This is a genomic window from Methyloferula stellata AR4, from assembly GCF_000385335.1.
Lineage (GTDB): Bacteria > Pseudomonadota > Alphaproteobacteria > Rhizobiales > Beijerinckiaceae > Methyloferula > Methyloferula stellata.
The window spans coordinates 3,147,202-3,163,063 of the sequence record NZ_ARWA01000001.1 but is presented as its reverse complement, the minus strand read 5'-3'; the positions used below and the strand labels follow the sequence as shown (position 1 = coordinate 3,163,063).

General features: G+C 60.0%; 18 protein-coding genes. 9 read left to right on the top strand and 9 right to left on the bottom strand.

Features of this window, described 5'->3' with window-relative positions; genetic code table 11:
- Positions 1–2: 2 nt before the first annotated feature.
- The 4 genes from A3OQ_RS0115580 to A3OQ_RS23700 are packed head-to-tail and all read right to left on the bottom strand — an operon-like array spanning position 3 to position 4,040.
- Positions 3–803 carry an EcsC family protein gene (locus A3OQ_RS0115580; protein WP_161607349.1) on the bottom strand — a complete coding sequence of 267 codons (801 nt, stop codon included), beginning with the start codon at positions 801–803 and terminating at the stop codon, positions 3–5.
- Between the two features lie 17 nt (positions 804–820).
- Entirely contained in the window at positions 821–2,986 is a 2,166-nt protein-coding gene (locus tag A3OQ_RS0115575) for a heavy metal translocating P-type ATPase (protein WP_020176338.1), read from the bottom strand.
- A complete protein-coding gene (locus A3OQ_RS23705) occupies positions 2,986–3,573 on the bottom strand; it encodes an HMA2 domain-containing protein (RefSeq protein WP_020176337.1) in 588 nt (195 codons plus the stop codon). Before A3OQ_RS23705 ends, A3OQ_RS0115575 begins: the two co-directional genes overlap by 1 nt.
- Before the next feature lie 23 nt (positions 3,574–3,596).
- On the bottom strand, positions 3,597–4,040 hold the full coding sequence (locus A3OQ_RS23700) for a DUF5132 domain-containing protein (protein WP_020176336.1): 444 nt from the start codon (positions 4,038–4,040) through the stop codon (positions 3,597–3,599).
- 200 nt (positions 4,041–4,240) lie between these two features.
- Here A3OQ_RS23700 and A3OQ_RS0115560 point away from each other — a divergent pair, with 200 nt between their 5' ends.
- From A3OQ_RS0115560 to A3OQ_RS0115550, 3 genes are all read left to right on the top strand, one after another.
- Positions 4,241–5,110, top strand: a complete 870-nt coding sequence (locus A3OQ_RS0115560; RefSeq protein WP_026595876.1) for an NmrA family NAD(P)-binding protein — start codon at positions 4,241–4,243, stop codon at positions 5,108–5,110.
- A 157-nt stretch (positions 5,111–5,267) separates the two neighbouring features.
- A complete protein-coding gene (locus A3OQ_RS0115555) occupies positions 5,268–6,488 on the top strand; it encodes an MFS transporter (protein ID WP_020176334.1) in 1,221 nt (406 codons plus the stop codon).
- Between the two features lie 73 nt (positions 6,489–6,561).
- Positions 6,562–7,437: an NAD(P)-dependent oxidoreductase gene (locus tag A3OQ_RS0115550; RefSeq protein ID WP_026595875.1), complete on the top strand. Its 876-nt coding sequence runs from the start codon at positions 6,562–6,564 to the stop codon at positions 7,435–7,437.
- Between the two features lie 280 nt (positions 7,438–7,717).
- On the opposite strand, the gene A3OQ_RS0115545 is transcribed toward A3OQ_RS0115550, so the two are convergent.
- Entirely contained in the window at positions 7,718–9,130 is a 1,413-nt protein-coding gene (locus tag A3OQ_RS0115545) for a DUF4403 family protein (RefSeq protein WP_244427165.1), read from the bottom strand.
- Positions 9,131–9,365: 235 nt separating this feature from the next.
- Between A3OQ_RS0115545 and A3OQ_RS0115540 the strand changes: the two genes are divergently transcribed.
- Positions 9,366–10,121: a YkgJ family cysteine cluster protein gene (locus A3OQ_RS0115540; protein WP_020176331.1), complete on the top strand. Its 756-nt coding sequence runs from the start codon at positions 9,366–9,368 to the stop codon at positions 10,119–10,121.
- A gap of 145 nt (positions 10,122–10,266) precedes the next feature.
- Here the strand turns inward: A3OQ_RS0115540 and A3OQ_RS0115535 are convergent, their stop codons facing one another.
- Genes A3OQ_RS0115535 through A3OQ_RS22665 form a run of 3 tightly spaced genes read right to left on the bottom strand, consistent with a single transcriptional unit; the run spans position 10,267 to position 10,964 of the window.
- Positions 10,267–10,566 (bottom strand): hypothetical protein, encoded by a 300-nt coding sequence (locus tag A3OQ_RS0115535; RefSeq protein ID WP_020176330.1) that lies wholly within the window; start codon positions 10,564–10,566, stop codon positions 10,267–10,269.
- Between the two features lie 39 nt (positions 10,567–10,605).
- A complete protein-coding gene (locus A3OQ_RS25220) occupies positions 10,606–10,686 on the bottom strand; it encodes a hypothetical protein (RefSeq protein WP_280109812.1) in 81 nt (26 codons plus the stop codon).
- Positions 10,659–10,964 (bottom strand): DUF559 domain-containing protein, encoded by a 306-nt coding sequence (locus A3OQ_RS22665; protein ID WP_280109799.1) that lies wholly within the window; start codon positions 10,962–10,964, stop codon positions 10,659–10,661. Before A3OQ_RS22665 ends, A3OQ_RS25220 begins: the two co-directional genes overlap by 28 nt.
- A gap of 232 nt (positions 10,965–11,196) precedes the next feature.
- On the opposite strand from A3OQ_RS22665, the gene trxA reads away from it, so the two are divergent.
- On the top strand, positions 11,197–11,517 hold the full coding sequence (gene trxA, locus A3OQ_RS0115525) for a thioredoxin (RefSeq protein WP_020176329.1): 321 nt from the start codon (positions 11,197–11,199) through the stop codon (positions 11,515–11,517).
- A gap of 116 nt (positions 11,518–11,633) precedes the next feature.
- Here trxA and A3OQ_RS0115520 read toward each other — a convergent pair whose 3' ends face one another.
- Positions 11,634–12,308 (bottom strand): TetR/AcrR family transcriptional regulator, encoded by a 675-nt coding sequence (locus A3OQ_RS0115520; protein WP_020176328.1) that lies wholly within the window; start codon positions 12,306–12,308, stop codon positions 11,634–11,636.
- 215 nt (positions 12,309–12,523) lie between these two features.
- On the opposite strand from A3OQ_RS0115520, the gene A3OQ_RS0115515 reads away from it, so the two are divergent.
- The 4 genes from A3OQ_RS0115515 (at position 12,524) to fabG (ending at position 15,828) form a co-directional block, all read left to right on the top strand.
- Positions 12,524–13,198 (top strand): outer membrane protein, encoded by a 675-nt coding sequence (locus tag A3OQ_RS0115515; RefSeq protein WP_040581214.1) that lies wholly within the window; start codon positions 12,524–12,526, stop codon positions 13,196–13,198.
- 213 nt (positions 13,199–13,411) lie between these two features.
- Positions 13,412–13,969, top strand: coding sequence for a DUF2147 domain-containing protein (locus A3OQ_RS0115510; RefSeq protein WP_020176326.1), 558 nt, complete (start codon positions 13,412–13,414; stop codon positions 13,967–13,969).
- A 131-nt stretch (positions 13,970–14,100) separates the two neighbouring features.
- On the top strand, positions 14,101–15,054 hold the full coding sequence (fabD, locus tag A3OQ_RS0115505) for an ACP S-malonyltransferase (RefSeq protein WP_026595874.1): 954 nt from the start codon (positions 14,101–14,103) through the stop codon (positions 15,052–15,054).
- 36 nt (positions 15,055–15,090) lie between these two features.
- On the top strand, positions 15,091–15,828 hold the full coding sequence (gene fabG, locus A3OQ_RS0115500) for a 3-oxoacyl-[acyl-carrier-protein] reductase (RefSeq protein WP_020176324.1): 738 nt from the start codon (positions 15,091–15,093) through the stop codon (positions 15,826–15,828).
- The last annotated feature ends 34 nt before the right edge of the window (positions 15,829–15,862 follow it).

Sequence of the window (15,862 nt, the reverse complement as noted above, 5' to 3'; positions counted from 1 at the left end):
CATCAGCCTTTGCGCTTTTGTGCCAAGCGCTGGACGACTTCCCTGTACCAGGCCTGGACCGGCCCCGTTCCATAGCGGCGTTCGAGGCGGCGGATGGCGAAATGGCCGCGCGCGAGCTGCTGGAAATAATCGGTGAAGACCCAATTGATCGAAGCACCGCCCAGGGCACCTATCACAGGCACAGCGCTTGCCGCCGCCCGTTCCGAGACGACGAGGCTGAAGCGTGCCGCGATCTCCGTGAGGAAGCGCATGAAAAGCGAGGCGGATTCCTCGGCGACGCCGCGCTGCAGTAGCGAGGCGACCATGTCGCCTGTGGCCTTGGCAAGAAGCGCGCGCGTCGCATAATAGCCGGTCTCGCTGCCGAACTGCGTCGAATGCTGGCCGAGCGCAAAAACTTCGAGGCAGGCCAATTGCGCCTCGCGCGTCGACATATCTTCGCCTTCGGCCCGCGCGATCTCGGCGATGGAGCGCAGAATATTCGTCGTCGTGATCGGCAGTTCGACCGGCAAAGCGGCGAAACCGACGAAGCCGCTCAATCCACCGGCAAGGCCCGACATGAGTTTCGGCATGAGGATACGTGGTTCGCGGGCGGGTTCGCCGTCGAGCAATTTCACCGCGACCTTCAGGCATTGCAGCATGGCGAGGTTGACGGCGTCTTGGATTTTTTCGTTCGCCGCCTTCGGCATCACTTTGAAGATGCGGCTGATCGGCTGGCCGGCATAATCTGCGATCTTTGCCGCGAAACTCTGTTTTTCGAGCGCGACGATCGCCTCGGCGAGCGCCCGCTGGTCGGCCTCGCTCAAGGTCGCCGGAGCCAAGTCTATTGATAGCGCAGAACGGGACGCAGTCCGTTCAGACTGGCCAAGATTGCCGAGCCATTGCTGATCAGGGCGGTCATCTCCGGCGTGATGAGGCCGCCCGGCAGGGCGAGGCCCAGCGCCAATGTGTTCAGCACCGCGACGATCGCGTAATTCTGCTTGATCAGGCCCACGGCGCCGCGCGAGATTTCGATCGCCTTGACGAGTTTCCATAGGGAATCTTCCATCAACAGCACGTTGGCCGATTCATGCGTCACTTCGGCGCCATACCGCATGGCGATGCCGACATCCGCATAGCTCAATGCGGGCGAGTCGTTGATTCCATCGCCGACCATGGCGACACATCGGCCCTGGCTTTGCAAGTCCCGGATGATTTCGGCCTTATCCGCGGGCAAGGTGCCAGCGAATTGCCGCGTCAAACCGAGCCTTTCGCCGACCGCCTTGGCGACCACCGCGTTGTCGCCGGTCAGCATGATCGTATTTTTTATGCCCATACGGTGCAAAGTCGAGATGACGGCCTTGCTTTCGGGTCTGATCTTGTCGGCGAAGGGAACCAGTCCCGAGAGAATGCCGTCCACAGCTATATAGAGCGACGAACATCCCATTTCATCGAAGGTTGCGCGATCTTTTTCGGCGCACGCGATTTTGATCCCGCTTTCGCGCAAAAAGCGTTCGCTGCCGACATGCACATAGCAGCCGTTCACTTGTGCCTCGACGCCGAGGCCGACGCGGAATTGCTGCTTGTCGCAGGAGGGGATATTGACCTCCCATTCCTCTGCCTTGGCGCGCATGGCTTCGGCGACGGGATGCTGGACGCGCGTCTCGGCTCCGGCGAGCAGGCCGATCAGTTCGCGCCGCGAATAATGTTTCTCTTGATAGGCGATGACATCGACGACGCCCGGCACGCCATGGCTGAGGGTGCCTGTCTTGTCGAAGACGACGGTATCGACCTCGGCCAGACGTTCCATATGGGCGCCGCTCTTGATGATGATGCCGGCGCGGGCCGCATGAGTCATCGACGAGAGAACGGAGGTCGGCGCGGCGACGCGTATGCCGGTGCCATAATCGACGATGACCAGCGACAGAAAGCGGTTGAAATCGAAAGTCAGCGCCGCCGTGCCGGTCGCGAGGCCCAGCGTCGGCAGGACGAGGCGGTCGGCCAGCCGCTCGGCATGATTTTGCATGCGCGTCTCGCCGATCGGCGCAGCTTCCACCAGTTTGACGATCTGCGCGGCGGCCGTTTCTGTGCCGACGCGCATGGCGCGAATGGTGATTTGGCCTTCGCGCAGGACAGTCGCGGCGAAGACGATCTCGCCAGCGGCGCGATGGACAGGCAGGCCTTCGCCGGTGATCGTCTTTTGATCGATGGTCGCGCTGCCGTCGATCACTTCGCCATCGACCGAGATCATCTCGCCCGCGTGAACGACGACCTTGTCATCGACGACAAGCTCGGCCGTCGGTACGCAGATGATCTCGCCGTCGCGCAAAACCCAAGCGGTCTTGGTTTGATATTCGAGCAATTCGCTGACGGCGCGGCGCGATCCGGCCGCGGTCAGATCGCGGATCCAATCGCCCAGATGGATGAGCCATGCGACGATGGCGCCGGCCAGCATGTTGCCCTGTGCGATCGAGGCCAAGATTGCCAATGTATCCAGAAAATCGACATTGAGTCGGCGTTCCCGTCGCATCACACGAAAGGCGCGTTTGGCGATCGGGTAGCCGTTCCAGAGCAGCAAAGGTACGTTGGCGGCGAGTGCGAAAGGGTGGACCGAAAAAGCCAAGGCAATGGAGACCGTCGGCCAGGCAAGCGGCCAGCGCCGTGCGGTTGCCTTGAGCGCGGTGCCCGATTGCGCCGCGGATTTGGCGATCTCGGCCGGTGACAGTTTCGTGTGCGGCTTCGGATGCGCGGCAACCTGAGTTGCGAGCAGGCGCAACTGATCGATGGTCGCATTCTGCAGGAAGAAAGAGATCTGCGCCCAGATTTCGGGCTTGCGCCGGTCATAGGCGATGATGAGGCTGGCGCAGCCGGAATTGACCCGCACGCTTTCGACACCCGGCTGTTTCTCGAGCCATTCGATGGCGCAGTCCACAAGATGCGACTCATGATAGAGCAGCGGCAGGTACAGCCGGACGCGACCCGGTACGAAGTGCCGGATTGTGAGCTTCATCAGGCCTCGGTGCGCGGACTTGAGGATCGGGTCTCGTCTTCGCGCCGTTGCCGCGCCTGATGCGCTTGCAGCTCGACGAAATGATTGATGGAGAAGAGGCCGATCGTCACCCAGACCGGCGTCGCGGCGGCGGCGCCGATTTCGACGAAAGTGACGACGGCGAGCCCCAAAGGCACGAGCACTTTCAAATCGACGGAATTGCCGGTCGCCTTTTTCACCTCGCGGTCGAGATGCCTGCAGAAATTGACGACGGCTTTTGCCGAATGCGAATGTTCGGCGAGAAATTCCGCTTCCGCCTCGACCATATGCGTCATGTCGTCGAGCTTTGTCGAAGGCGGGGTGTGAACCTCGAAATGATCCTGGTGCTGGCCGAGGCTCACGTGTAATTCCGGATGCGCATCGACGGCATAATGAACCGTCACGCTGCTCGTCGCCGGATTGACGATGATCTCGTGAATGCCTGGGACGACGGCGAGGCTCTGTCGAATTTCCTCAAACAGAACCTCGTTGCCCTTGCCGGACGGAATTTTGAGGCGCATGCGCCCAGGGACGTGATGCGCGATCGTCGCTCGGTGCTTTTTCTTCACGGGTCCGGCAATCTAAACCTTGCTTAGGCTTGCGGCGCGGTAGCACCGGCTGCGGGTTTGGTCGCGCCGGCGGCCTCCGCGTCCTCGTGACGGGCTTCGGCCATGATGTCTTGCACTTGTTCATGCGCCTCGGCGAAAGCCTCGCGGGTTTTTTCCGTGAGCTTATAGGCGCCGCGAATGGTGGATTTGAACAGCGGGCGCAGACGGTTGCCGATTTCGGGTACGAATTTGGGCGCAAGAACCGCCGCGGCACCGATGATCATGCCGGGGATCAAGGCCGATTCGATGAGTGCCGCGCCGACGCCGATGGCGCCGACCAGAACGACCTTTCCGACAATGTCACTATTCTCCTGATCGGCTTCAGCTTCCGCTTCGTGGGCCGCGCCGTTCGTCAAAGGCAGATGTGCGTCTTCCGCTTCCGTCTTGTGATCGCCTTCGTGCGATCCCTCAGTGGCCTTCTTGGACATGGTGTTCCCCCTGGCTCTTGGTGCGCCGACCTCTAGTATCGCGGTACCAAGCCTCTATGCCCGGTTTTTAACAGTTTTGTGAAATTTCAGATTTTGTGGCCGCTTTGGTCGAAGTTTCGTCTCTACCTGGCCGCGCCGAGGGTTGTAACGCTTGAATTGTTCGCCATCCTTTTCCGGTTAACGGTTTCGAGGACAGTATGATGTTTGCAATCATGGGCGTGACGGGCAATGTCGGCGGCGCGGCGGCACGGCATTTGTTGGCGGCCGGGCATAAGGTGCGCGCTGTTTTGCGCGATCAATCCAAGGCAGCCCCTTGGCAAGCGTTGGGCGCCGAGATCGCCATCGCCAGCGTTGAAGATGTAGGCGCGCTGACCAAAGCCTTTGTGCAGACTGAAGGCGTTTTCGTCATGGTGCCGCCGAATTTCGCGCCCGATCCCGCGTTCAGCAGTGCGCGCGTGGCTTCTGCGAACCAGGCCGCGGCGCTGGCCGCCGCAGGGGCGCCGAAGGCCGTCGCGCTGTCCTCGATCGGCGGCGAACGCGAGTCGGGGCTCGGCCTCATCAGCCAGGTGCATATTCTGGAAGAAGCCTTGGGCAGGCTCTCGATTCCCACGGCCATCCTGCGCCCGGGCTGGTTCATGGAGAATTCGCTGTGGGATGTGACGCCCGCGCGGCAAACCGGCGAGATGGCGAGTTTTCTGCAGCCGCTCGACAAGGTTTTTCCGATGGTCGCGACCGCCGATATCGGCCGGGTCGCGGCGCAAACGCTGACGCAAAGCTGGACCGGCCGCCGCGTGATCGAGATCGAAGGACCCAAACGCTATTCGCAAAACGAGATCGCCGCGCTCCTTGGCCATGCGTTAGGACGAAACGTCGCGGCGCATCTCGTTCCGCGCGGCGAATGGGCGGCGCGGTTTCAAGCGCAAGGTATCGCTTGGCCGCAGCCGCGCGTCGACATGCTCGATGGATTCAATTCCGGTTGGATCGATTTCGATCCCGGCAAGAATGAGCATATCACCGGCACGGTGTCTTATGAGACGGTGCTGGCCGATTTGGTCAAGCTTGCCGCGTAACAAGGATATGAAGAGACTTCCGCCGCGCAATCGCTATGACGGGCCCTATCTTCCGGCATGAGTCTCAAGGCTCATCATCAACCCTTGACCATCGGTCGCTTGCCAAGGTCGCTGCCTCGCATTGCGTCCGGCTGCCCACGCGGACGCTTCTCCTGCTATGACGAGCATCACTCAAGAAACAAACAGCCGCGCGCCGCTTTTGGCGCTGGCTTTGGCCTCCTTCGGTATAGGCACGACCGAATTCGTGATCATGGGGCTCTTGCCTGATGTCGCGAGCGATCTCGCGGTCACGATCCCGCAAGCCGGTCTCTTGGTGACAGGTTATGCTTTGAGCGTCGCCTTCGGCTCGCCTTTCCTCGCCATTGCAACAGCGCGTTTGGATAGGCGCAAAACGCTTCTCCTACTGATGGGCGTTTTCATTATCGGCAATCTCCTCTGCGCATTGGCGCCGACCTATGGGTTGCTTATGGCGGCGCGCATCGTGACGGCGCTGTGCCACGGTGCTTTTTTCGGCATCGGTTCGGTGGTGGCCGCGGCGCTCGTACCGGTCCGCAAAAGGGCGCAGGCCATCGCCATGATGTTCGCGGGTCTGACGCTTGCCAATGTGCTCGGTGTGCCTTTCGGCACGGCGCTCGGCGAGGCGGTCGGCTGGCGAACCACATTCTTCGCCGTCGTCCTTATCGGACTGGCAGCCGGCGTCGCGCTCTACACGCGGCTGCCGCGCGACATTCCCAATCCACAGGTCCATTTGGCGCATGAGCTGCGCTCGCTTGCCAGTCGGCAGGTGATCCTTGCGATGGCGATCAGCGTGCTGGCGTCGGCGAGCCTGTTCAGCACGTTCACCTATATTGCGCCGCTCCTCGAAAGCGTGACGCGGATGTCGCCGCATGCGGTGACCGGAATGCTGCTCTTGTTCGGCGTCGGCTTGACGGTCGGCAACTTCATCGGCGGCCGACTCGGCGACTGGAAGCTAATGCCCTCGGTGATCGGCATTTTTGCGATGCTGATCCTGGTGCTTGTTCTCTTCACCAAGACGAGTGCTTCCGTCTGGCCGGCTGCGATCACGATCTTCATCTGGGGCGCACTTGTCTTCGCGCTCGTATCGCCCCTCCAGATGCGGGTGGTGAACGAGGCAGCCTTCGCGCCCAATCTCGCCTCGACCATCAATCAAGGCGCCTTCAATTTCGGCAATGCGACCGGCGCCTGGATCGGCGGCATCGCGCTGACGCATGGCGTGGCCTATGACAGGCTCGCCTGGATCAGCGTCGCTTTGGCTGTCGCCGCGCTCACGCTCAGTCTCTATTCTCACTGGCTTGACGGGCGCAGCGGCATGCTGCGTCCCATCTCCAGGCGGACTATGACCGAAAGCGCAAATTGACATGAGACGGCACGCCGCCACCTTATGCTTTTATGGACCCATGGCGCGTCTGGTTTCTTGAAGAGGTGAAATGATGAAGATCGGCTTTATCGGATTGGGACAAATGGGCAGCGGCATCGCGGCAAACCTCATCAAGGCCGGCCATGAGGTCACCGTCTATAACCGGACGGCGGCCAAGGCGGAGCCGCTCGTCAAAGAGGGCGCGAAGCTCGCCAAAAGCGTTGCCGAGGCCTGCAAAGGCGACGCGGTCTTCACGATGCTCGCCAATGACGAGGCGGTCACGCAAGTGACACATGGAGACGGCGGCATTCTCGCGAGCCTCGCCAAAGGCGCGATGCATATTTCATCGAGCACGATCAGCGTCGCATTGTCCGAACAGCTCACGGCCGATCATGCCGCCGCCGGTCAGGTCTATGTCGCGGCGCCGGTCTTCGGCCGTCCCGCCGCCGCCGCGGCGGGGCAACTCTTCGTGGTCGCTGGGGGCGCACCCGACGCGGTCAAGACGGCCATGCCGCTCCTCGATGCGATCGGGCAAAAGACCTTCGTCATTTCTGAAACGCCGAAAGCCGCCAATCTCGTGAAACTCAGCGGCAATTTCCTGATCGCGGCGGTCATCGAGTCGCTTGGCGAGGCCATGGCGCTTGTCAGCAAAGGCGGCGTCGACAAGCATCAATATCTCGACATTCTGACGTCGACCTTGTTCAGCGCGCCGGTCTACAAGACCTATGGCGATTTGATCGCCAGCGAAAAATTCGAGCCGGCGGGTTTCGCAGCGCCGCTCGGCGCAAAGGACATCAGGCTCGCTTTGGCCGCGGCCGAGGAGCTTCGCGTGACCTTGCCGCTCGCCAGCCTGCTGCGCGACCGCTTCATCACTCTGCTGGCGCATGGCGGCGACAAGCTCGATTGGTCGGCGATCGGCGGCCTCGCGGCCAAGGATGCTGCGGCTTGATTTATTGAGCGCAAGCATCCGGTGGCGGTGCGCCCGCGAAGCGCTTAGCGTAAAAAAACCGCAGACAGTTTTTCGCAGCTTACCTGATCCCTCACCCTGAGGAGGCTGCGGAGCAGCCGTCTCGAAGGGCGAGGGATCGAAGTTACTTTATCGAATCCAAACCCTCGTCCTTCGAGACGCTTGCCATAGCCCGTTGCTTGCGACGGGCGTCGCTTCGCAACGCCCTATGGCAAGCTCCTCAGGATAAGGGTTTGGGATTGGGCTCAATGAGCTTCCCACACTAAAGTCCGTATAATATTTTTAAGTCGCCATCGGCGCGAAGCTCGACGCTCAATCCATCCGCGAGCAGCAGGATTTTGTCGACGCGGGCGGAGGCAAGCCGGCCTTCCATGCGAAACCCGTTGCCGAGCGGGCGGGTGAGCTTCGCATCCGCCGCCGCGATCAGCTTTTCGTAAGTGTCCTTGTAGCTGATGGCGAGCTGTTCGCGCAGTGTTTTGAGAAGCTTCGTCTCGATGAGCCATTTGACGATCTCGGTCTCGGCGCCATCCGGCGCATTGATGGTCAGATTCGGCAGCCGGAGAATCTTGGCCTCATTGTCGATTTGCGGCGTCGCCAAAAGATAGATCCAATCGCCGGCATCGGGATCGGCGTTGGACGCTTTCGCGATGCGCAGTCCGAGGACGATCTTTCCGGCGGAGGGATAGATCTCGACGTCGCGGAGCGTGTTCTCGCCCGAGGTTCCGAAGCTCGCGATCAGGCCTTTGGCCTTTTGACGCAAGGTCTCGTAATCGACGCGGACCGGAACGATCAGCTCGAATTTACCCGGTGTGGCGACATCGCTGCCAAGAGGCGGCAATGGGGTCGGCGCGACCGGAGCCGGCGCATGTCCGACCACGGTTTCTGCGGTGCCTTCGATTGTAAGCGAGCCGGTCATCACCTCTTTATTCGCGCTTACGCCGGCGAAAGCGGCGCTCTGCGGCGTCAATTGCAGCCAGACTTCCGGATCGTCCGCAAGTTTGACGGGCTCAAATGCACGACGCCACGCCGTCTCGGCTTTGGCATGTAGATCGAGCGCTTTTGCGGCCGCGGCCGCCTTGGCCCGAACGCGATCCAATTGAACTTTGATCTTCGGTTCGACGAAGCGGGAAAGGTTGATCTCATGGCCGAGGACTTGAAGGACCGGCGGTTGGGTCCAATGGAAGCTATCGGCGAAATGCAAATCGACGGACCAGTCGCGCCGGAGCTGCGGGCGGGCTTCAGCCTCGACCGTGATCCGTGCTTCCGTGCCGCCGTGAATATGCGACGTGATCCTGTTCGCGCCTTCTCCGGAGACCGTGCCGTAGATCGGCACGGCGCCGACCACGCGGGTGCCGTCAACATAGAGCGATATCGGCGCGGTTCGCTCGACATAGCCGCGGACATCGCATTTCGCATTGATCTCGAAGCCCAGCACGCGGCGATGCACGCAACTGATGCGATCATCGATGGTCGCGAGGCGTTTGGGAACATCCCGGTCGATCGCTCCGGCCAAAGCGCGCAAACTGAACTCGATCGAGGCCGAGACATGCGATGGCGTGATCGCGGGCGCGGGCTGATCGGGGCTCAACGCGGGCTTTTCCGCGGCAAGCGCGGGGAAGGCGATGATCGCGCAACTGAGAAGTCCGCGCGCCATCAATGTCGAAATCGCCGCCAAGAAAAGTCCCCGTGGTTTGATCCAGATCAATTCGTCCGAAGCTTGCCCGTCGCTACGGATAGGCTTGTGGCGCAGGCAGATTGGAATTTGTGGGCGGCGCGGGATCGACAAGTTTCTCCTCGGCTTTTGACAGCTATTCAAGCCATTGAAATTGCGTAATCTTGACTCGCTATGTATTTAAATATTATAACGATAAATGCGCGGTCGCTTATGCCGGCCATTTTGGGAGTGGGTCATGGCGGTGGCTGATATTGATAATCCGCTGGCCCTCTTCAAAAGCCTCAATGCAATTTTCACCGATCTGATCGGGCCCGCGAGCGTCCGCGAGGGGATGTCCGAGCGGCTGCTCGACGAGGCTTTCGAGAGTTTCGAACATTATGTCAAGAGCGCCCTGGATGGCATCGACGCGGTCGTCGCCTGCCGCGGCGGCTGCGCCAGTTGCTGCACGATCCGGGTCGCTGCGACGGCGCCGGAGGTGCTGCTCATCAAACATTATCTTATCAAGCTCGAAAAGGCGCGCGGCGCGGAATTCGTCGGCGACCTCGTCGCGCGGATCGAACAGGCGCATGATGCGACCAATGGCGTCGGCGAACTCGATCGCATGGAAGTGGGCGAGGTCTGTCCCTTTATCGAGAATGGGCTTTGCGTGATCTATTCGCGGCGGCCCTTGGCGTGCCGGGGTCATGCGTCTTTTTCCGAACATGCCTGCGTCGATGCGCTCTCGGGCGAAGAAGTCGACGTGCCGATCTCGGAGCCGCATATGACCGCCCGCAGCCTTATTCAAAACGCCTTGCAATCGGCCTTGCGTGACGCCGGACTTGGCTGGGGAATCTACGAACTCAATCATGCGCTCATCATTGCCTTGAAGGACGAGAATTGCGAGAGAGCCTGGATGGGCGGCGAGGATATTTTCGCGCCGGCCCGCATCGCCGATGTGAGCCAGGAAGAAATGGCTGAGACCTTCGACGCGATCAAGGCCGCGGTGGCGTAAGATTAATTGAGGCGGCGCGAACCCTCTCCCCTCGTGGGAGAGGGTGGCCGGCGGAGCCGGCCGGGTGAGGGGTCGCCGCCTTCGTCCTCGAACTTGCGCCAAAATAAGGCAGCTTACGTCAATAGAATTTTTGAAATGATGTAGATTATTTGGAAAGGCGTAGTGCGGCGCGGTTCGTTTCACTTCTCAGACGCTCGAATTCGCCTGGTACTAAATCTTTGATCGTCTCAGGAATGATCTCTGCTACCCACCCATCGATCCACTTTCCAGGCCGTAACACTCCTTGGCAGGACATTTCTTCATCATAAAGCACCACCCTGGACCCAATTTCCAACTTTGTCTCAAGCGCAAGCGGGTTCATTTTGCCAAGACCGATGGAAACCGCTTGACCGCCATCAGATAACCGTTCGCGGGCATTGTAATCGACATAAAGAGCTAACATCATGACTTTACTGACGAAGGACTGAAAAGAGCGCGCAACGTATCATTCGTTCAGCGCTTTCGTAATAAGCTGGATTGCAACGTCCGGCGATCCAATCACCAGATCATTGGAGATGCGCAGGATTCGAAAGCCATTTTGTTGAAGCCAATTATCCCGCGCCGCATCGCGTAGGCTTTGATTCGCCTGTGCTGCGACGGGCCGTCGATTTCGATCAGAAGTCTTTTCTCGAAACAGATGAAATCGGCGATGTAGCTGCCAATTGGTACCTGCCTGCGGAACTTGAAATTGTTGCATCTACGATCTCGCAAGGCACGCCAGATGATGGCTTCAGCATTGACTGAATCCTTGCGTTGCTTACGTGCCAAACGCATCATCACGTTTCGTGGAATAGGATCGGTCATGTCAGTGCCACCCCTCACCCGACCGGCTCCGCCGGCCACCCTCTCCCGCAAGGGGAGAGGGGCGCGCGCACGTCGATTTAGTTCTTTTCTGATTGGTTCTATTAGGCCCAAAAATGGACAGCCGCTATTTCTGACCGCGAAGCGCCTCTTTTTGCCGTCGTGAACCTCTGTGATACAGAGCCGCCAGGCGCAGGCCTTTGGGCGCGCTGTTTCGCAGCGAAGAAAGCCTCCCATGCCGACAGTCAAAGTCACCGACGAGACCTTCATGGATGATGTCGTCAAAGCGCCGGGGCTCGTCCTCGTCGATTTCTGGGCGCAATGGTGCGGACCCTGCAAGGCCATGGCGCCTTTGCTCGAAGAGGTCGCGGACGAACTCGCGGGTAAGGTGACGATCGCCAAGCTTGACGTCGATGAAAACCCCGGCGTCGCGACCTTCTTCGAAATCGTCTCGGTGCCGACGCTCAAAATGTTCAAGGACGGCAAAGTCTCCTCGGAAGAGATCGGCACGGTTCCGAAAGATCAGCTCATCGAGTGGATCTTGAAGGAGGTTTAAAAGTACGCGAGGCTTGCACGCTTCGTCAGTTCCGGACAAGTTTTTCGCGGAGCTTGATTTGCTTTAGGAGGTCTGCGCGATGCGCCTGAGCGCAGCCGTCAGGCCACCGTGCTGATCTAGCTGCGCCGCGTCGGCTGGTCGCGGCATCCATCCAAAAACAATTCGACCGCTGCGACGATCCTCTCGCGCCGATCCTTGTCCGATTTAATGGTCTTGCCGCTGAGGACCAAAGCGTGGACGGGGCCGTCGACCACCGCGTAGAGGAACTGCTCGGCCAGGAAGCGCGCGTTTGTCGATCGGACTTCGCCCTCGCGCATAGCGTTAGAAAAAATGTCGGCAATCAGATCTCGCGTATGGAGGCTGTTCTCCTGGTAAGCGAGAGCCAGTTGCGGAAATTGATGTGCTTCTGACGAGATAAGCCGGTCGATTGCGATAGCGGTCGGCGTGAGCGCGCGTTTCGAAAGCTCAACTCCGATCTGGACCAAGATAACTTCAATTGGACCCGCTTGCCTCGGTTCGCGGGCAGCCGGCATGAGCAGATCATTCATCCTTTTTCGGATCACAGCAGCAAACAAAACCTCCTTTGAGACGAACCGGGCATAGAAGGTCTGTTTCGAGATCCGCGCTGTCGTCGCGATAAGATCGACGCTGGTGGCTTCGAAGCCGTTCTCCATGAAAAGCTGTGTCGCTACGTCGATGATGTGCTCGGTGAGCTGTTCGGCTTGTTCTTTCGTCGGCCGCCCGCTGCGTCGTTGCACGGCTTTTTTCGGTTTGGCCTTGGTAACATTCATTTCGTCTTTTTCTCCGAGCCATCCCCCGACGTGCCTTCCCGGCCGATTCTTAGCCATCCAAGACGCACCTCAATCGTACGATGATTCGCATATCGGCTTGCAACCTCGTGCGACAAGGTTTAATAGTACGATGTAGTTTGATTAATGACGCAAGACTTAACGGACTACGTGGAGCCTCGACGTGGGAGTTCAGGGTAATGACCCTCAAAAATTTGATGAATAACGAGAAGACGCTGTCCGCCCTGGTCCTGGCCATTGCCGTTGGCGCCGCGCACGCGGCGGATCTTCCGCCACGTAGGCCAGCGCCGATCTACGTGCCGCCGCTCTTTACCTGGACCGGCTTCTATGCCGGCCTCAATGTGGGTGGCGGTTTCAGTACCTCCAATGGTTTAAACAGCTACTTGGGGACGAATAGCGGCCGGGCAAGCGGGTTCGTCGCTGGCGGTCAGGCGGGCTACAATTATCAAGTGTCGCCGCTGTTCGTCGTCGGCGTCGAAAACGATTTCCTGGTCACGGGAGTTTCGACGCACAACAGCGGCTGGAACGCTCCCGATGTGCGTGTGCCGTTCTTTGGGACCGCTCGCGGTCGAGCAGGCTTCACGCTTCTTGATTCGCACGTACTCGTTTACGGAACCGGCGGTTTGGCCACCGGCCAGGTGAATGACACAGGGATCAACAAGCTGCGAATTGGCTGGACCGCGGGAGGTGGTGTCGAATGGGCGTTCCTGCCGAATTGGTCAATGAAGCTCGAATATCTTTATACGGATCTCTACAAGAATCTCAAAAGCGATAGCTTGCCGGAGCGGCATGAGAAATTCCACATCGTCCGCGTCGGCGTGAACTATCATTTCGACCTGTTCAAGCCGGCGTCTCTCGGCGATCGCTATTGATATTCACCAAGCCATGATCTGACGAAGAGCTTGATCCCGCGATCCGGCTCTTGTCGCTCGCTTGCCGCCGCTCATCGCGGGACGACCCGCTAAGTCGAGCGTTTCCGCTCGGCTCGTCTTTGACGGGTTTATTTTGGATTTCTCTCTGATCCTTCGCCGATGCGTCGTATACCTAAAGGATAAGATATGAGGCAAATGAGATGGGTTTCCCGAATGATCGTGCGTGCTGCTCTCACCGCCTATCAGATGGCTATCATCGGACCTGTCAATGCGGCAGGCCCAGCTGATCCGAGAGGCACTTGGCTCACGGAAGATGGCCGCGTTCGTATTCGGGTCGAGCGTTGCGGAGCGAAGCAGGAGCAGATCTGCGGCTACGTTGTCTGGATGAAGAATCCGGTCGATGCGAAGGGACAAGCGCTCCAGGACCACAACAATCCGGACGCGGCGAAACGCTCTCGGCCTGTTCTGGGTCATCAGCTCATCATGGGTCTAAAGCCAAGCTCAGAGGCGCGCTTCTATGGTCGGATCTACAATGCGGAGAACGGCAAGTTTTACGATATTGCGCTGTGGCGCGAAGCGGCGGACCAATTGAGGGTCAAGGGTTGCATGATGTCCGTCTTATGCGCCACGCAGAGTTGGACGCAGACAACCAATATTCTCCCCGGGCAACTGGTAGGGGTGACCGGCGACCCGAATGGTCCAAGGCCAGATAAGGATTGGGGGCCCGAGAGCCAGGCGAACCCGCCGGCGGCTGCGAATGCCGTTAAATAGTTGCTGCTGACTGCATTATCGCCCGGGGTCGGCTTCCGTCGGGCCGTTCTCCTGCTCATTCGACCCGGCTTGACTTAGCCTGCTTCAAATGCCACCTCGCAGCCTCGGTTTTTGAGGAGATGCGCGCAGGCATGGGTCAAGCATTCGTCTTTCCGGGGCAGGGGTCGCAGGCGGTCGGCATGGGCAAGGCGCTCGCCGAGACCTATCCGCAGGCGCGTGCGGTCTTCGCCGAGGTCGACGACACGCTCGGACAAAAATTGTCCGCGCTCATGTTCGAAGGGCCGGAAGCCGAGCTCACCCTGACGGCCAATACGCAGCCGGCGTTGATGGCGGTGAGCCTCGCGGTTATCCGCGTGCTCGAAGCCGAAGCCGGGCTCGACCTTGCGCGCGACGCGGCTTTCGTCGCGGGCCATTCGCTCGGCGAATATTCGGCGCTTGCCGCCGCGGGATCCTTGAGCCTCGCCGATACGACGCGCCTCTTGCGCTTGCGCGGCAGCGCGATGCAAGAGGCCGTGCCGCCCGGTGTCGGCGCGATGGCGGCGCTGCTTGGGCTCGATTATGAAACCGGCGTTGCCGTCGCAAAGCAGGCGATGGAAGAGCAGGGCGGCGGTGCCGTCTGCCAGATCGCCAATGACAATGGCGGCGGTCAGGTGGTGGCGTCGGGTTCGAAGGCAGCGGTTGAGCGAGCCATGGAGATTGCCAAGAGCAAAGGCGCGAAACGCGCGCTGCTTCTGCCGGTCTCGGCACCGTTCCATTGCGCCTTGATGCAGCCTGCCGCCGATGTCATGGCCGACGCCTTGGCAAAGGTCGAGATCAAAGCGCCCAAAGTGCCGCTGATTTCGAACGTTCTGGCAGCGCCGGTCGAAGATGCGAAAGATATTCGCGGACTTCTCGTGGCGCAGGTCACCGGGACGGTGCGCTGGCGCGAGAGCGTGACCTATATGGCCTCGAAAGGCGCCACGCTTTTCGTCGAATGCGGGTCGGGCAAAGTGCTCACCGGCCTGCTGAAACGAATCGTCGATACGGCGACCGGCGTTTCGATCGGAACGCCGGCCGATATCGACGCCTTCAAGGCGCGCACGTAAATTCAGGATGAAGCTTCTTCAATCGTCAGGAAAAACATGTTCGATTTGACTGGCAAGACAGCGCTTGTGACGGGCGCGAGCGGCGGCCTTGGCCAAGCGATCGCGCGGAGCCTGCATCAACAAGGCGCGACCGTCGCGCTTTCAGGCACGCGCAAGGACGCGCTCGAAGCGCTCGCTGCTGAATTTACTGACAGGGTACATGTATTGCCCTGCAATCTTGCCGAGAAGGCCGAGGTCGAAGCGCTGGTACCGGCGGCCGAAGCGGCGATGGGCGGCCTCGACATTCTCGTCAATAATGCCGGCTTGACGAGGGATAATCTGTTCCTGCGCATGAAGGACGAGGAATGGGACTTGGTTCTCGCCGTCAATCTCAGCGCCGTCTTTCGTCTGTCGCGCGCCGCGGTGAAGGGCATGCTGAAGCGCAAATATGGCCGGATCATCCAGATCACCTCGATCGTGGGCGTGACCGGCAATCCGGGCCAGGGCAATTATGCCGCGTCCAAGGCCGGCATGATCGGCATGTCGAAAAGTCTCGCGGCGGAAGTGGCGGGACGCAACATAACGGTCAATTGCATCGCGCCAGGCTTCATCCACAGTCCGATGACCGATGTTCTGAACGAAAAGCAAAAGGCGGCCATCCTCGCGAACGTGCCGATGGGGCGGCTTGGCGCGGGCGAGGACGTGGCCGCGGCGGCGGTTTTTCTGGCCAGCGGGGAGGCTGGCTACGTGACCGGGCAGACCCTTCACGTCAACGGCGGAATGGCCATGATTTGAAGGAGTTGCGGGCCGTTCCAGGCTGTGGACAGCG

What these genes read in the sequence shown, in the direction of transcription:
- A3OQ_RS0115575 (WP_020176338.1), bottom strand. Translation starts at nt 2,986, where the DNA reads ATGAAGCTCACAATCCGGCACTTCGTACCGGGTCGCGTCCGGCTGTAC.
- A3OQ_RS0115540 (WP_020176331.1), top strand. Translation starts at nt 9,366, where the DNA reads ATGGCGGTGGCTGATATTGATAATCCGCTGGCCCTCTTCAAAAGCCTC.
- A3OQ_RS23700 (WP_020176336.1), bottom strand. Translation starts at nt 4,040, where the DNA reads ATGTCCAAGAAGGCCACTGAGGGATCGCACGAAGGCGATCACAAGACG.
- A3OQ_RS0115515 (WP_040581214.1), top strand. Translation starts at nt 12,524, where the DNA reads ATGAATAACGAGAAGACGCTGTCCGCCCTGGTCCTGGCCATTGCCGTT.
- A3OQ_RS0115520 (WP_020176328.1), bottom strand. Translation starts at nt 12,308, where the DNA reads ATGAATGTTACCAAGGCCAAACCGAAAAAAGCCGTGCAACGACGCAGC.
- A3OQ_RS0115555 (WP_020176334.1), top strand. Translation starts at nt 5,268, where the DNA reads ATGACGAGCATCACTCAAGAAACAAACAGCCGCGCGCCGCTTTTGGCG.
- A3OQ_RS22665 (WP_280109799.1), bottom strand. Translation starts at nt 10,964, where the DNA reads ATGACCGATCCTATTCCACGAAACGTGATGATGCGTTTGGCACGTAAG.
- fabD (WP_026595874.1), top strand. Translation starts at nt 14,101, where the DNA reads ATGGGTCAAGCATTCGTCTTTCCGGGGCAGGGGTCGCAGGCGGTCGGC.
- trxA (WP_020176329.1), top strand. Translation starts at nt 11,197, where the DNA reads ATGCCGACAGTCAAAGTCACCGACGAGACCTTCATGGATGATGTCGTC.
- A3OQ_RS0115550 (WP_026595875.1), top strand. Translation starts at nt 6,562, where the DNA reads ATGAAGATCGGCTTTATCGGATTGGGACAAATGGGCAGCGGCATCGCG.
- A3OQ_RS0115560 (WP_026595876.1), top strand. Translation starts at nt 4,241, where the DNA reads ATGTTTGCAATCATGGGCGTGACGGGCAATGTCGGCGGCGCGGCGGCA.
- A3OQ_RS0115535 (WP_020176330.1), bottom strand. Translation starts at nt 10,566, where the DNA reads ATGATGTTAGCTCTTTATGTCGATTACAATGCCCGCGAACGGTTATCT.
- fabG (WP_020176324.1), top strand. Translation starts at nt 15,091, where the DNA reads ATGTTCGATTTGACTGGCAAGACAGCGCTTGTGACGGGCGCGAGCGGC.
- A3OQ_RS0115510 (WP_020176326.1), top strand. Translation starts at nt 13,412, where the DNA reads ATGATCGTGCGTGCTGCTCTCACCGCCTATCAGATGGCTATCATCGGA.